Here is a 14,077-nt window from a genome sequence, read left to right on the forward strand (position 1 = left end):
ATTGGCGATGTTGTTGGCAAGCATCAGCGTTGCGACCAGGGCAACCACCAGCCACAGCACCCCCAGCAGAATGGCCTCCACGCAAAACCCTCTGACGGAGCGTGCAGGCTGGCACAGCAGCAGCCAGCTCAGAAAAGACAGCAAACCCACGTACACCAGCAGGAGAGGATAGTAAGAGATCAGCACCAGATCCCGCAGCCAGAGGGGATACCCGCCGGCATTTGTCCAGAAGTACGGTGTCTCACGCAGCCAGACAAAAGGCAGCAAAAACCCGGCCTTCAAAAAGGCCGCGACGTAAAACAGCGGCTTGAAGAAGGTGATGGGCTGGCTCTCGTTTTTCATCATTCCCATAAAGAAAGCACTCTCACAGGACTTGGAAACAGCCCAGTGATAAGGAAGCGCCCCCCGCCATTCTACGCATACCTTTAGCGCATTTATCCCCGCCAGGAAGATTGAACGCCAAGATTGCCCTTCTTGACACATTTCTTGGCCACCGCCCCTCTGACGAAAGTCTTCACCCCCCACGTGCGTAATTCACACCATCATCCATCTATGATGTCCAAAACCACCCTTTCGCTGACTTGCGCGGCTTTCGCCGCAGTGTCCCTTCATGCCCAGGACGCTGCCGAAAAAATTACCTATCAGGATCACATCCGCCCTCTTTTGGAGAACAAATGCTTCTCCTGCCATAATCCTGATAAAAAGAAGGGCGATCTGGATCTGACCAGCTTCGGTGCCCTCATGAACGGCGGCGGCGGCGGGTCCGTGGTCGATCCCGGCAATGTGGACAGCAGCCGCATCTGGAGCACCTGCGCCAAGAAGGAAGAGCCCTTCATGCCGCCGGAAGGCGCGCCGCTGGGGCCAAAGGATCTCGATCTCATCGCCTCATGGATCAAAGGCGGCATCCTCGACACCAAGTCGAGCATCGCCAAAAAATCCGCCAAGCCGAAGGTGGATATGGCGGTCAGCGTCACCAGCGGCAAGCCGGAAGGCCCCATCGCCAAGCCGGAGCACGTGCTGCTGGAGCCCGTCATCGTCACCCAGCACACCACCGCCATCACGGCCATGGCCGCCAGCCCGTGGACTTCACTGATGGCACTGGCCGCGCCCAAGCAGATCCTTCTTTACGACACCGACACCAGGCAGCTCGTCGGCATTTTCCCCTACACCGAAGGCTACGCGCGCAGCCTGCGCTTCAGCCGGAATGGCTCCCTGCTCATCATGGGTGGTGGTCGTGGCGGCAAAAACGGCCACGCCATCGTGTGGGACGTCAAAACTGGCAAGCGCATCACCGAAGTCGGCAAGGAGTTCGATCAGGTCATGTCTGCGGACATCAGCCCCGATCACAAGAGAATCGTGATCGGCAGCCCTTCGAAAAAGGTCAAAGTGTACAGCACGTCCAACGGCGAAGAGGAATACGTCATCAGCAAGCACACCGAGTGGGTCATGAGCACCACCTTCAGCCCGGATGGCGTGCTGCTGGCCACCAGCGACCGCAACGGCAACGTCAACGTCTGGGAAGCCGAAAACGGCGGTGAATTCTACATCCTAGGCCAGCACAAGGCCTCCTGCGTGGACCTCTCCTGGCGCGCCGACTCCAACATCCTCGCCTCCTGCTCCATGGACGGCACGATCAGCACCTGGGAAATGAACGAAGGCAAGCTGGTCAAGAACTGGGCCGCTCACGGTGGCGGCGTGCAGTCCGTTTCCTTCACCCCCGATGGCAAGATCGTTTCCTCCGGCAACGACGGCCTCGTCCGCGTCTGGGACATCAATGGCAACAAAGTCGGTGAAGCCCCCAGCCAGGGCGATCTCGTGACCAAAGTGGTCTCGCTCTTCGACTCCAAAAACGCCATCTCCGCCAACTGGCGCGGTGATATCATTCAGTGGACCTTTGGTGTCACCGCACTCAATGAGAGCGGCCGCTACACCAGCAATCCTTCCCTGATCGCCCAGCGAATCGTGCAGACCGAGCAGCGCCTGGCAGAGCTCACCACCAAGCTCCCGACGCTGCAGGCAGCCATCAAAACCGCCGAGGCCGATGCCAAAGCGCGTAATGAAGCCCTGGCCAAAGTGCGTGCCGAAGTCGCCGCCAACGAAGCGCGCAGCAAGAATCTCCCTGGCGAGATCGCCAACGACGAGAAAGCTCTGGCTGCTTTGAAAGCCGCCCGCACCAAGGCCGATCAAGACAAGGCCGCACGTACCGCCGCCATCAAAGCCTACGCTGAAAAGTCCGCCAAGATCGCCGCGCAGGAAAAAGAGCTCACCCCTGTGGCTGCTGAAGCCACCAAACTGGCCGCTGCTGACAAGGCCGTGGCAGACACCAATACCGCGCTCGAAGCTGCCAAAAAGGCACTCGCCGCCAAGGCCGGTGATGCCGCCCTGACCGCCAAGGTCAAAGACAGCGAAGGCAAGCTCGCCGCCGCCAAGGCTGAGCAGCAAAAGATCGCCCCAGTCAAAGCCAAGGCCGATCAGCTCACCGCCGCCCTCGCCAAAGCCAAGGCCGAGCTGGGTGCTGCACCTGCCGCTCCGGCAGATCTCGACAAGCTCATCACCGAAACCGACGCCAAGATCAAAGCCACGGTTGCTGGCATCGCAGCGAAGAAGGCCGAGCTGCCGAAGCTGCCCGCGCTGGTGAAAGCCGGGCCGGATCGCATCAAGAATGCCGAGTCCAATGCCGTCACCGGCAAAACCAACCTCGTGGCCGCGCAGACCGCCGCGAATTCCGCGAGCACCGAGATCGGCATCCTGCAAAAAGTGCCGACTGCTTTGAAGGCCGCCCAGTTCAACACCGGCGTGCTCGTTGAGAAAGAAAAACTCGCCAAGCTCGAAGCTGACTTCACCGATTTCACCGAAGCCAAGAAAGACGCTGAAGCCGCCAAGGTCTCTGCCGCAGCGCGCATCGAGGATTCCAAAAAGGCCATCGCCGCATCCACCGCCGCCCAGCCCGGACTGGAAGCCGCGCTGAAGAAAGTGCAGGGCGAACAAGCCGGTCTCGAAACCAGCATCAAACCCACCCGTGACGCCGATGCCGCCGCCGCCGCCAAGGTGAACGAGCAGAAGTCCATCATCACCACTAAGGAGGCTGAAATCGCCGCTGCCGCCAAAGCCAAGGACGCAGCCATCGCCGCCGCCAAGAAAGCCGCTGAAGACATCGCCAAGGTGATCGAGACGAAGAAGAAGAGCCTCGCTGAAGTGAATGGCAAACTCGCCGCCCCGGAGAAAGCCGTGAAGGCCAGGCAGGATGCCGTGGCACCGAAAGACGCTGCCCTGGCTGCCGCCAAGAAAGCCCACGCTGACGCCACCGCTGATCTCGCCAATAAAGCGAAGACCGACAAAGACGCCGAAGCCGCCCTGGCTGCCGCGACTGCCGCCCAGGCCGCTGCTGAGAAAGCCCTGACCGACACCCGCGCCAAGCAGAAGCCTGCGGCTGACGCCGTGGCTGCTGCCAAGAAAGAACTCGCCGCGAAAGCTGGCGATGCAGCCATCACCGCGAAAGTCGCCGCAGCTGAAAAAGCCGTGGCAGACATCGTCAATGCCATCAAGGCTGCTGAAGGCGACGTAGGCGCGAAAAAGACGGCCAAAGCCGCTGCTGTGAAAGCCCATGACGTGGCTCACGCCGCCAACAATCCGCAGAGCGTGAACAAAGCCCTGGCCGCCATCAAGACCGCCGAGCAGCAGCTCGCCCAGGCCAAAAACGAACTCGCAGCCGCCGAGAAACAGGCCGCATCGCCGCGTGCGCAGCGCGACGCCATCCAGAAGGAGATCGAAGCCCAGGGCAAGGCCCTTGCCGAGAAGCAGGCCGCACCGGCTGCGCTTGAGAAAGACTTCGCCGCCAAGATCGCTCCGCTCAATGCCGCCATCGCCGCAGCCAAGACCGCCCTGCCACCGCTGGAGCAGGCCTATGCCGCCGCCCATGGCAAGCTGGACGCCGAGCAGAAGGTGCTCGACGCCAAGAAGGCCGAAGTCGCGAAGGCCAACGGTGAATTCGAAGGCTCCAAGAAGAAGAAAACCGACGCCGAAGCCACCATCGCCGCCGCCATCAAGGAAATCCCCGAGAAGGACAAGATCATCGCCGAAGCCACCGCTGAACTCGCCAAGCTGCAACCGCAGCTCGACCCGATGCGGACCAAGGTGAAGCAGATGAACGACCAGTATCTCACGATGCTGCCGAAGTGATCTCAAGGCACCTGTGATTGGCAGACCGAGAAGCGTTCTTGAGCGCGGCGTCGAAAGCGCACGCGCGGAGCGTCTTGGACTGCGGTGACAAGCCTGGGCGCGGCACCGCTTTCGAAGGGGTGACGGAAAGATGAGCGGCCAAAGATCACCGTCCGGCTGGCGAAGGCGGTGTCGCCGATGCAGGCTTGCGCCGGGCATCTCTGCCACCGCACTCCACGACGCTGGCGCGTTTTTAAAGCGCCCAGGTTTGCGGGACGCCTCGTTCCTGCAAACGCAGACCCAAGCCGCTTCGTCCTGCCCGCTGGAGGCTGGTCCAGCTTCCCATCCTCAAATAGCGATTTTATGCCATCGCCCTCGATAAAACATCTAGACATCCGGGAGTGGGCGCTGCTACAGGCCGTGCACCTATGAGCGTCTATCAGGTCACCCGCGAAGGTCAGAATCTTGGCTCCTTTGAAGCTTCCCAAATTCAGGAAGGCCTGCAAACCGGCCAGTTTCTGGAGAGCGACCGGGGCTGGCGCGAAGGCATGTCCGGCTGGAAGGGACTGACTGAAATTTTCGGCGACTCTCCGGCTCCGCAGACCAAAGCCATTGCATCTTCCTTGAGCGCTCTGGTACGGAAATCCCCAGGCTCAAAGCCAGCCGAAAGCATCAACCCCTATGCCGCGCCTGCTTCAAACAGGGTGATCTCTCGCAGCAGCGGAGAGCTGCCGTTTGACGTCATGCTGGAACTGCAGAACACCCGGCCCTGGGTGCTGTTCATCGCCGTGGTGATGTGGATCATCGGCGGAGGTTTTGTGTCGCTGATGCTGTTTGGTCTGTTGTTCGGAAACTCCTCGTTAGGGAACTCGATTGTCATTGGCGGTCTGGCCAAAATATTCAGCTATCTCATCGCCATCGGGCTTGCCTACATCATCATCTATCCCACGCTGAAGCTGACCCGCTATGCGTTGAACATTGCCCGGCTCACCAAGTCAGAATCGTTCACCGATCTGGCAGCCGCACTCTCTGAGCAGCGTCGTTTCTGGCGGTTTCAGGGCATCGTGCTGCTCGCGAATCTGGGCTTTGGGCTTCTGATATTGATTTGGTCGCTGGCCGTGCGCTGAGGTCTTGGCCCCAGCCTTCCGCTCAAAACACTCCACCACTTGGGCATGGTCACTGCTCAGAGACCGGCACACATGAGCGTCTATTTGGTCACCCGCGAAGGTCAGGAACTTGGCACCTTCAAAACCTCCAAGATCGAAAAAGGTCTGAGGACCGGCTTTTTTCGGTTGTCGGATCTGGGCTGGCGTGAAGCCTCCGGCTGGCAGGGATTGGCAGAAATTGTCGGCCCGGCTCCATCACGCGCTTCACTCATGCCCCTCACCGACCAGAATTCGCCAGACGGCGTCAATCCATACGCCACACCCTCCACCAGCGTTCAGGCTGGCAGCAGCGGAGTAGTGCCGCAGGAGGCCATGGTGGCACTCGCACACACTCAGGGATGGGTGCGGTGCATCTCCATCGTGCTATGGACAGCCTGCGCCCTGCTTCTGCTGTTCATGGCATTCGGCATCTATTTCATCGCTGCTGCAGCCCAGACAGACGCCAAGCTGGTTGAACTTCCCATCAGGACCCTCGCCTTCACCCTTGGCTATGGCTTCGTGGCCATCGTTATAATGTATCCGACGCTGAAGCTGAGCAAGTATGCCTCCAAGATTGCCCGCTTGGGGAATTCGCGGTCGTTCAGTGATCTGGCCGCAGCACTCGATGAGCAGCGTCGTTTCTGGAAGTTCACCGGCATCCTCATGATCATCCACGTCACTCTGGCCCTGCTGCTCTTAATCGCGAGCTTCTTCGTCACCCGGGTTCATTGAGCCACGCCACCCAGGGTGGCGCAGGGAACACTTGAATTGCAGGACGAAGGGAGGCATGGGAAAGCTGCGCCAACCCATGAAGCCCTACTACATCACCACTGCCATTGATTACACCAACGCGCCGCCGCACATCGGCCACGCTTATGAGAAGGTGCTGGCAGACGTCATGGCCCGCTTCCAGCGGCTGAACGGGCGTGAGGTGTACTTCCTCACCGGCGTGGATCAGCACGGCCAGAAGGTGCAAAAAAGCGCCGACAAAGCCGGGCAGTCGCCGCAGGAATTCGTCGATGGCGTTACCAAACATTTCACCGCGCTGTGGGACAAGCTGAACGTGCGTTACGACGGCTGGGCCGCGACCACCGACATCAAGCACAAGCGCGTGGTGCAGGCTATGCTGCAAAAGCTGCACGACTGCGGCCAGCTTTACAAAAAGAGCTACGGCGGATTTTACTCCGTGCGTCAGGAGCAGTTCCTCACCGATAAAGAACGCGGCCCGGATGGCAACTTCGGCGAAGAGTGGGGCGAAGTCGTCGAGCTGCAGGAGGAAAACTGGTACTTCCGCCTCAGCGACCACGTGGAGTGGCTGAAAAACTACATCCGTGGCAATCCCGATTTCATCTACCCGCCGCACCGCGCCAACGATGTGCTCAACTCCCTCGATGGCAACGCGCAGGACCTCTGCATCTCGCGCCCGCTGGAGCGCCTGAGCTGGGGCATCCCCCTGCCCTTTGACGAGAAATTCGTGAACTACGTGTGGTTCGATGCGCTGACGAATTACATCAGCTTTGCCGGTTATATGGCGGATGAGGTGGGCAATGAAGGCCTGCCGCAGTTTGAAAAAATCTGGCCCGCCGATGCCGAGATCATCGGCAAGGACATCCTCGTGCCTGCGCACGCTGTCTACTGGCCCATCATGCTGCACGCCCTCGGATTCCCCGACGATCAGATCCCCAAGCTCATCGTCCACGGGTGGTGGAATGTGAAGGGTTCCAAGATGAGCAAGAGCACCGGCAACGTGATCGACCCGAACGTGCTCTCAGACACCTTCACGCCGGACGGCCTGCGCTACTACCTCATGCGCGACATCGCCACCGGCTACGATGCCGACTTCAGCGACGAGCGCATCTCCATGTCCTACAACAAGGAGCTGGCCGGTGGTCTGGGCAATCTGCTCAACCGCTCCATCAACATGGCGCAGAAGTATCGCGAGGGCCTGCTCACGCCCGGCAGTTACGATGACGAAATCAATCAAGCCCTGCGTCAGACCGTCGCCGAGGCCACGCCGCTCTACCTTGAAAAGATGAACAGCTGGGACATCCACGAAGGCATCGCCGCCGCGTGGAAAATCGTCACGCATGCCAATGCGTTTGTGGACAGTACAAAACCCTTCTCCCTCGCCAAAGCCCCTGAACAGGCCGCCCGCCTGGACAGCGTGCTCTACCACCTGGCGGAGGCGCTCACGCACGTCAGCGTGCTGCTCAATCCCATCATGCCCACCGCCATGGCCACCGCCCGTGCCCAGATCGGCTGGACGCTGCCCGACGGCTTCAAAGTCAGCGACCTCAAGTGGGGCCTGCTCCCCAGCGGCCACCAACTCGGCGCACCCGTGCCGTTGTTTCCGCGATTGGAGATTGTGGAGGAGAAGTAAGCGCAGCACCCGCCCCCCTCTTTTTCGCAGTTTTTGCGCTCCTTTGCGGCCATCCTCTTCGTATTCCATTCCGTCACCAGTCTTACCCCTTGCACCCCCCGCCCTTCTGGCTATGACCAGCGGCGCAACCTTGATGAAGAAAGCCCTCCTCGCCCTCGAAGACGGCCGAGTGTTTGAAGGCACGGCGTTCGGCGCCGATGCCACCCACACCGGCGAAATCTGCTTTAACACCTCCATGAGCGGATATCAGGAGGTCCTCACCGATCCCTCCTATCGCGGTCAGATCGTGACCATGACGTATCCCATGATCGGGAACTACGGCGTGAATCCGCTCGATACGGAAAGTGACCAGCCCCACGTGCGCGGTTTCGTGATCGAAGAACTCTGCGAGGTGCCCAGCAACTGGCGCAGCACCCAGAGCCTCGACTCCTACCTCAAGCAGTGGAACATCCCCGGCATCCAGGGCGTGGACACCCGTGCTTTGACCGCCCACCTGCGCACCCGTGGCGCCATGCGCGCTGTCATCACCACCGGCGCGACGGCTGAAGAAGCTGTGAAACAGGCCGCCAGCAGCCAGCCGATGGAAGGCAGCGACTACGTCAAGGAAGTCACCACCAAGGCCCCCTACCTCTGGGACCCCGAAGGCCTCGAAAGCGGCGACTGGGACATCCCCAGCCCTTCGCAAAACCGCGAGCCTGGTGCCGACGGCATCGTGCGCCATCCCCTTCCTGAAGCAAAGCACCACATCGTGGCCTATGACTTCGGCGTGAAGCGCAACATCCTGCGCCGCCTGCGCCAGCATGGCTTCCGTGTGGACGTGGTTCCCGCCACCACCAGCGCCAAGGACGTACTCGCCCGGAATCCCGACGGCGTCTTCCTTTCCAACGGCCCCGGAGATCCCGCCGCGCTCGAATACATCCACAAGGAAGTGAAGGAACTCATCGGCAAGAAGCCCATCTTCGCCATCTGCCTCGGCCACCAGATCCTCGGCCACGCCTACGGCGGCAAGACCTTCAAGCTCAAGTTCGGCCATCGCGGCGGCAACCAGCCCGTGAAGGACCTGCGCAATGGCCGGGTGTCCATCACCAGCCAGAACCACGGCTTCGCCATTGATCCCTCCTCGCTGCCCGGCAACGTCGAGGTCACGCACATCAACCTCAACGACGGCACCGTGGAAGGCATGCGCCACCGCGAAGCCCCCGTCCTCAGTGTCCAATACCACCCCGAAGCCGCCCCGGGCCCGCATGATGCGAAGTACTTCTTCGCCGAATTCGCCCGGATGATCGAGACGGGAAGGTAGGAGCCGCAGGCGGTCAAGGCAGTCACCGAGTTGTCAAGCATCGTGCAATGCACGAATGCACGCGCGCGGCGTGACGTAGGTTGGGTGTGTTTGGCGCGCCATGCTTTCTCATGCTCCAACGCGCTCTTCGCCAAACCGCCCGACTTTGGGCGGCACCGAGATTGCATGGCATCATCACGCGCTGGCAGACGGGCGGGCTGTCGCCACACCCATCCAACGACCGGCGCAACGCTCCATCGTTGGGGGCTTGTAGATTCGCACGACAGGCATTGCCTCACCGCGTTCGCCCCGCAGGCAGCCTGCGGCGGGCTATCTGCGCTTCGCTTCGGTTTCTGGTTCCTGCCTGCCTCCCAGCCCCCTTTCGACTTCATTTCCCGTTTCCCTCCCAGGGGGGTCAAATGTGGAAACGAAGGAACACCGCCCCCCCCTGGGTAGGCCGCACGGACAGCGCCGCCCATCCCCGGCACACAGCATTTGCATTCAGCCAGCCGTGGCTTACAATACCACATCATAGCCTGATCTATTATCAGGCGTACGCCACGCAGGCGCCATCAACAAACTTGAAATCCTGGGGTCAGCCAGGGGGGGGGATGCGCCTGTACATGTTGGTCAATGTACGAAGAGCTGCCTTCACCAACACCCTTAGGGGCCAATGTTTGGTCAGGTTGTGGCACACGACCGTGCGCGAGCAATGCCGACTGTGGGTGCCGCGATCCGCAAAAGCTCCCCCGCATTTTGCGAAACTGATTTCTGAAAAGCGAGCGTGGAGACGCTCGGCGGCGCTTGGAGGACCAAGCGCCCTACCTCGCGCCGGGCGCTCGCATGCCCAGCGCTGGCAAGGCGGGCAGTCCTCAGCCCGCCGCCGTCGACGTGTCCTTCGTAGATCGACGCAGGAGAGCGAAGAAGTAAGCCCCTGACCTCCTTGGAAAGAATCGGCGTCAGGGTCTGCCAAGGAGCAATGAGTTTGGCGAAGCACCTGATCATTCAAACCACCCGCCGCAGAGTCCCCTCCTTGTGACCCGCAGTCCCAGCCCAAGGGCGCGCCTGTCTCATCATTTACCCAACGCCTCCTCGTTTCCATCCAGCACCCCCTAGGAGGGGAAACGGGAAACAATCCGCCGCTGCTCGCCTTTCTACCCAGAGAAAATGCAAAAAGCCGCCTGAAGCTGGGAATGGGCCGAGGGCTGGAAGTGAATACAACGCCACCCACCGGTATTTTCACCTCACACCGCAATCTCCGCCTTGATCGCCGGATGGGGATCGTACCCTTCCAGCGTGAAGTCTTCATACTTAAAGGCGTCGATTTCCTTCACGTCAGGATTCAGCTTCATCACCGGCAGCGCACGGCACTCGCGGGTGAGTTGCAGCTTCGCCTGATCCAGATGGTTTTTGTAGAGGTGGAGATCGCCGAAGGTGTGGACGAATTCGCCGGGCAGGAGGTCGCAGACCTGCGCGACCATCTGGGTGAGCAGGGCGTAGCTGGCGATGTTGAAGGGCACACCAAGGAAGAGGTCGGCACTGCGCTGGTAGAGCTGGCAGCTCAACCGGCCGCGATCCACAAAGAACTGAAACAGGCAGTGGCAGGGTGGCAGCGCCATCTTCTCGATGTGCGGCACGTTCCAGGCGCTGACGATGTGGCGGCGGCTGTAGGGATTCGTTTTGATGCCGTGGATGAGGCTGGCGATTTGATCGTGTGTCTCAGCCCCTGGTGCGCCCTGCCAGCGCCGCCATTGCGCGCCATAGACGGGGCCGAGATCGCCGTTTTCGTCCGCCCATTCGTCCCAGATGGTGACTTTGTTGTCGCGCAGGTACTTCACGTTGGTGTCGCCCTTCAGAAACCATAGCAGCTCATGAATGATGGAGCGCAGGTGCAGCTTCTTGGTGGTGACGAGCGGGAAGGTGGTGCTGAGATCGTAGCGGCTCTGCTCGCCAAACACGGAGTACGCCCCCGTGCCGGTGCGGTCCTCACGGTAACTTCCGTGTTCGAGCACTTTGCGCAGCAGGCGGTGGTATTCTTCCATCGTCCAGCCATAGCGGGGTGCGGGAAGGATGCAAAGGTTTCGGCGAGAAGTGGGGATGCGGAATGCCGGAGGGATGGCCGCAAAGAAACGCAGAAAACGCAAAAACCGGAGTCATCGGAGGGACCATCAACTCCCTCCACCACCCCAGCTTTTTGCGTCTTTTTTGCGTCTCTTTGCGGCCATCTCTACTTCCGTATCCTCAGTTGCACCAAACCTCCCCTGCCCCGATGATCAAGCATGGCCGATCTGCCTGATGACCCCGCGCTGCGCACCCGCATGCAGAAACTCCGCATCCGTGAAGAGGATCTGGAGGAGTCGTTCATTCGCGGCGGCGGCGCGGGCGGCCAAAAGATCAACAAGACCAGCTCCACCGTGGTGCTGCGCCATGTGCCTAGCGGCCTCGAGGTGCGCTGCCAGCGCGAGCGCTCGCAGTCGCAGAACCGCCTGATCGCCCGCCAGGAGCTGTGCGACCGCCTGGTGGCGGCCTTCAAGAGCGCGCAGATGGAAATCCAGAACGACCGCGAAAAAGTCCGCCGCCAGACCCGTGCCCGCCCCCGGGGCCTGAAGCGCCGCTACGTGGCGGGCAAGCGGCACCGCGCCGGCATCAAAGAGGGACGCGGCAAGCAGGGTGGTGACGACTGAACTGCGAACCTTCTTGCCTCCGGCCACACTCGGGGCATGATCCGCGCTCCCCATGAAAGCGCTCGTCCTCACCGCCCCCTCCGAGTTCAACTACGACCTCGAATTCCCTGAACCCACCGCAGCCGCCGGCGAAGTGCTGGTCAAAATCGCCGCTTGCGGCATCTGCGGCAGTGACATCCACGGCATGGACGGCCGCAGCGGCCGCCGCCAGATGCCCATCGTCATGGGCCATGAAGCCGCCGGTGAAATCATCGCCGTGGGCGAAGGCGTGACCGACTGGAACCTCGGCGACCGCGTGACCTTTGACTCCACCGAATACTGCGGCGAGTGCGAGGAGTGCAAGCTGGGCTACGTCAATCTCTGCCCGAACCGCAAGGTGCTGGGCGTGTCCCCCGGCGAATACCGCCGCCATGGCTGCTTCGCTGAGAAGATCGCCCTGCCAACCCGCATCCTCTACCGCATCCCGGATGACCTTTCCTATGAGAAGGCCGCCTTTGCTGAGCCCGTGTCCATCGCCCTGCACGCGGTGAATCTGGCCGATGGCATCGAAGTGGGCGAAGCCTTCCAGCACGTCCACACCGAAGGCTGCGGCCATGACTGCGAGCACAACCATGGAGCCGAGGTCGAAGACGACACGGACGAAGCGAATGGCGGCGTCGCCGTCGTGGTGGGTGCTGGCTTGATCGGCCTGCTGGTCATTCAGGCGCTGAAAGCACGCGGCTGGGAAAAAGTGATCGCCGTGGATCTCGATGACAGCCGACTGGAACTCGCCCGCAAGCTGGGTGCCGAAGAAACCTTCAACGCCAAGCAGGAAGGCCTGGCCATGCACATCCGTGAGATCTGCGGCGGCGACGGCGCTGACGCGAGCTTTGAAGTCGTGGGTGCCGGTGCCCCTCTCGATCTCGCGATCCGCAGCGTGCGCAAAGGCGGCCAGGTGGTGCTGATCGGCAATCTCCAGCCCAACACTCCCTTCCCTCTGCAGGAAGTCGTCACCCGCCAGCTCACCATCAAGGGCTCCTGCTCCTGCGCCGGTGAGTACCCCGAAGCCATCCGCCGCATTCAGGACGGCAGCATCCAGGTGGAGCCGCTGCTCAGCGCCGTGGTGCCACTCTCCGAGGGCGCAGGCTGGTTCAAGCGCCTGCATGACAACAAGGAAGGCCTCCTCAAGGTCGTGCTGCAGCCCGCCTGAACACCGCCATGATCCGCCTTTTCCTGCTCCTCTCGCTGCCTCTCTATATCCTCGACCAGCTCACCAAGAGCTGGATCGTGCAGCATTTCAGGCTCTACGAGACCGAGCAGGAAGTCATTCCTGGCGTCTTCTGGCTGCATCATGCATCCAACACCGGCGTGGCCTTTGGCATGTTCAACGGCACTCAGTATGCGAACTACGCCTTCGCCGCCGTGTCGCTGGCCGCGCTCGTGTTCATCTACGTGATGCATGGCAAAGGCCTCTTTCCCGGCAAGCTGAGCCGCACCGCCGTGGCACTGCTGGTCTCCGGCATCTTCGGCAATCTCACCGACCGCCTCTTCCGCAATCACGATGGCGGCAAGCTTTTCGACGGCACGTTCTTCGACGGCTACGTCGTGGACTTCCTGCGCTTCGACTTCGGCTTCTGGCCGTTTCATCCGTGGCCTTCCTTCAACGTGGCGGATTCGTGTGTGGTATGCGCGGCGGTCCTGCTGGCGCTCGCCTCGTTCTTTGAAACGCCGGGGCAGCCAGTGAAGAAGGCGTAAGCGAGAGGTGCCACAGGGTGCCAGCCTGTGGATTTGCACCCCTATCTTCGCTCGATCACTGAGCACTTAAGCGAGCATCCTCTGTGCGCTTCCTTGCAGCCTAAGGGCTTCGACGTGGTCGCAGGATGGGTGTGGCGACAGCCCGCGTGTCCATCAGCGTACGGCAACGCACCATGGCATACGAACGCCCTCGAAGTCGGGCGGTTTGGCGAAGAGGCCTTCGCGTGTTGAAGAGTGTCTTGTTCGCCAAACACACCCCAACCTACGCTCGGACAACTCCCCGCCCTCACTCCTTCGGCACCGGCGACCAGCGGTAGATGCCGTCGAACCATGACAAACTGCCGGGAGGGGTCGCTTTGCGTTTGGTTTCCACCCAGAGATAGCTGCCTTTGCGCTTGAGCGTGATGCTGACCTCCTTGGCGGCTTCCGGCACATCCGTCTCGATGAAGACAGCAGTGGCGGTGGTCTCGTCGTTTTTGGATGTCACCGACTCAGGCGGTATTTGGCCGGCCAGATCGGACCCCTGGTTTTCATTCACCCGCGTGCAGTTCAGATTCACACGCAGCTTGCCGTCCTTCGCACGGCGGATGCTCACGTGCCCGCCAAAGCCGTCGTCATACTCGCCATCCCAGGAGGAGCTCTTCAGAACCACCGGCTGCTGCATGAAGCCGTAGGCCGCAGCCGTGGCTTGAGCGTG

The 14,077-nt window shown here is 61.2% G+C and carries 11 protein-coding genes; 8 read left to right on the forward strand and 3 right to left on the reverse strand.

The window, feature by feature from the left end; translation table 11 throughout:
• A partial coding sequence (locus ACIREA_RS13075) for a hypothetical protein (RefSeq protein ID WP_397382718.1) occupies positions 1-345 on the reverse strand: 345 nt, incomplete at its 3' end.
• 210 nt (positions 346-555) lie between these two features.
• Here ACIREA_RS13075 and ACIREA_RS13080 point away from each other — a divergent pair.
• From ACIREA_RS13080 to carA, 5 genes are all read left to right on the forward strand, one after another.
• On the forward strand, positions 556-4,179 hold the full coding sequence (locus ACIREA_RS13080; protein ID WP_397382719.1) for a c-type cytochrome domain-containing protein: 3,624 nt from the start codon (positions 556-558) through the stop codon (positions 4,177-4,179).
• A gap of 407 nt (positions 4,180-4,586) precedes the next feature.
• Complete coding sequence (locus ACIREA_RS13085) at positions 4,587-5,285, forward strand: hypothetical protein (protein WP_397382720.1); 699 nt, start codon at positions 4,587-4,589, stop codon at positions 5,283-5,285.
• Between the two features lie 72 nt (positions 5,286-5,357).
• On the forward strand, positions 5,358-6,035 hold the full coding sequence (locus ACIREA_RS13090) for a hypothetical protein (protein WP_397382721.1): 678 nt from the start codon (positions 5,358-5,360) through the stop codon (positions 6,033-6,035).
• 76 nt (positions 6,036-6,111) lie between these two features.
• Complete coding sequence (metG, locus tag ACIREA_RS13095) at positions 6,112-7,683, forward strand: methionine--tRNA ligase (RefSeq protein ID WP_397382722.1); 1,572 nt, start codon at positions 6,112-6,114, stop codon at positions 7,681-7,683.
• Positions 7,684-7,816: 133 nt separating this feature from the next.
• Complete coding sequence (gene carA, locus ACIREA_RS13100; RefSeq protein ID WP_397382723.1) at positions 7,817-8,983, forward strand: glutamine-hydrolyzing carbamoyl-phosphate synthase small subunit; 1,167 nt, start codon at positions 7,817-7,819, stop codon at positions 8,981-8,983.
• Between the two features lie 1,223 nt (positions 8,984-10,206).
• On the opposite strand, the gene ACIREA_RS13105 is transcribed toward carA, so the two are convergent.
• Positions 10,207-11,004 carry a thymidylate synthase gene (locus ACIREA_RS13105; RefSeq protein WP_397382724.1) on the reverse strand — a complete coding sequence of 266 codons (798 nt, stop codon included), beginning with the start codon at positions 11,002-11,004 and terminating at the stop codon, positions 10,207-10,209.
• 237 nt (positions 11,005-11,241) lie between these two features.
• Here ACIREA_RS13105 and ACIREA_RS13110 point away from each other — a divergent pair, with 237 nt between their 5' ends.
• From ACIREA_RS13110 to lspA, 3 genes are read left to right on the forward strand one after another with little or no spacing between them, the layout of a single operon-like run.
• Positions 11,242-11,646, forward strand: coding sequence for a peptide chain release factor family protein (locus tag ACIREA_RS13110; protein ID WP_397382725.1), 405 nt, complete (start codon positions 11,242-11,244; stop codon positions 11,644-11,646).
• 52 nt (positions 11,647-11,698) lie between these two features.
• Positions 11,699-12,835, forward strand: a complete 1,137-nt coding sequence (locus tag ACIREA_RS13115) for a galactitol-1-phosphate 5-dehydrogenase (RefSeq protein ID WP_397382726.1) — start codon at positions 11,699-11,701, stop codon at positions 12,833-12,835.
• Positions 12,836-12,843: 8 nt separating this feature from the next.
• A complete protein-coding gene (gene lspA / locus ACIREA_RS13120) occupies positions 12,844-13,380 on the forward strand; it encodes a signal peptidase II (protein WP_397382727.1) in 537 nt (178 codons plus the stop codon).
• Between the two features lie 286 nt (positions 13,381-13,666).
• Here lspA and ACIREA_RS13125 read toward each other — a convergent pair.
• A partial coding sequence (locus ACIREA_RS13125) for a hypothetical protein (RefSeq protein WP_397382728.1) occupies positions 13,667-14,077 on the reverse strand: 411 nt, incomplete at its 5' end.

Source organism: Prosthecobacter sp. (assembly GCF_044373815.1).
Taxonomy (GTDB): domain Bacteria; phylum Verrucomicrobiota; class Verrucomicrobiia; order Verrucomicrobiales; family Verrucomicrobiaceae; genus Prosthecobacter.

Bases quoted from the DNA above. Each gene is read 5' to 3' on its own strand.
- ACIREA_RS13115 (WP_397382726.1), top strand. From the start codon at position 11,699: ATGAAAGCGCTCGTCCTCACCGCCCCCTCCGAGTTCAACTACGACCTC.
- carA (WP_397382723.1), top strand. From the start codon at position 7,817: ATGAAGAAAGCCCTCCTCGCCCTCGAAGACGGCCGAGTGTTTGAAGGC.
- lspA (WP_397382727.1), top strand. From the start codon at position 12,844: ATGATCCGCCTTTTCCTGCTCCTCTCGCTGCCTCTCTATATCCTCGAC.
- metG (WP_397382722.1), top strand. From the start codon at position 6,112: ATGAAGCCCTACTACATCACCACTGCCATTGATTACACCAACGCGCCG.
- ACIREA_RS13080 (WP_397382719.1), top strand. From the start codon at position 556: ATGTCCAAAACCACCCTTTCGCTGACTTGCGCGGCTTTCGCCGCAGTG.
- ACIREA_RS13085 (WP_397382720.1), top strand. From the start codon at position 4,587: ATGAGCGTCTATCAGGTCACCCGCGAAGGTCAGAATCTTGGCTCCTTT.
- ACIREA_RS13110 (WP_397382725.1), top strand. From the start codon at position 11,242: ATGGCCGATCTGCCTGATGACCCCGCGCTGCGCACCCGCATGCAGAAA.
- ACIREA_RS13105 (WP_397382724.1), bottom strand. From the start codon at position 11,004: ATGGAAGAATACCACCGCCTGCTGCGCAAAGTGCTCGAACACGGAAGT.
- ACIREA_RS13090 (WP_397382721.1), top strand. From the start codon at position 5,358: ATGAGCGTCTATTTGGTCACCCGCGAAGGTCAGGAACTTGGCACCTTC.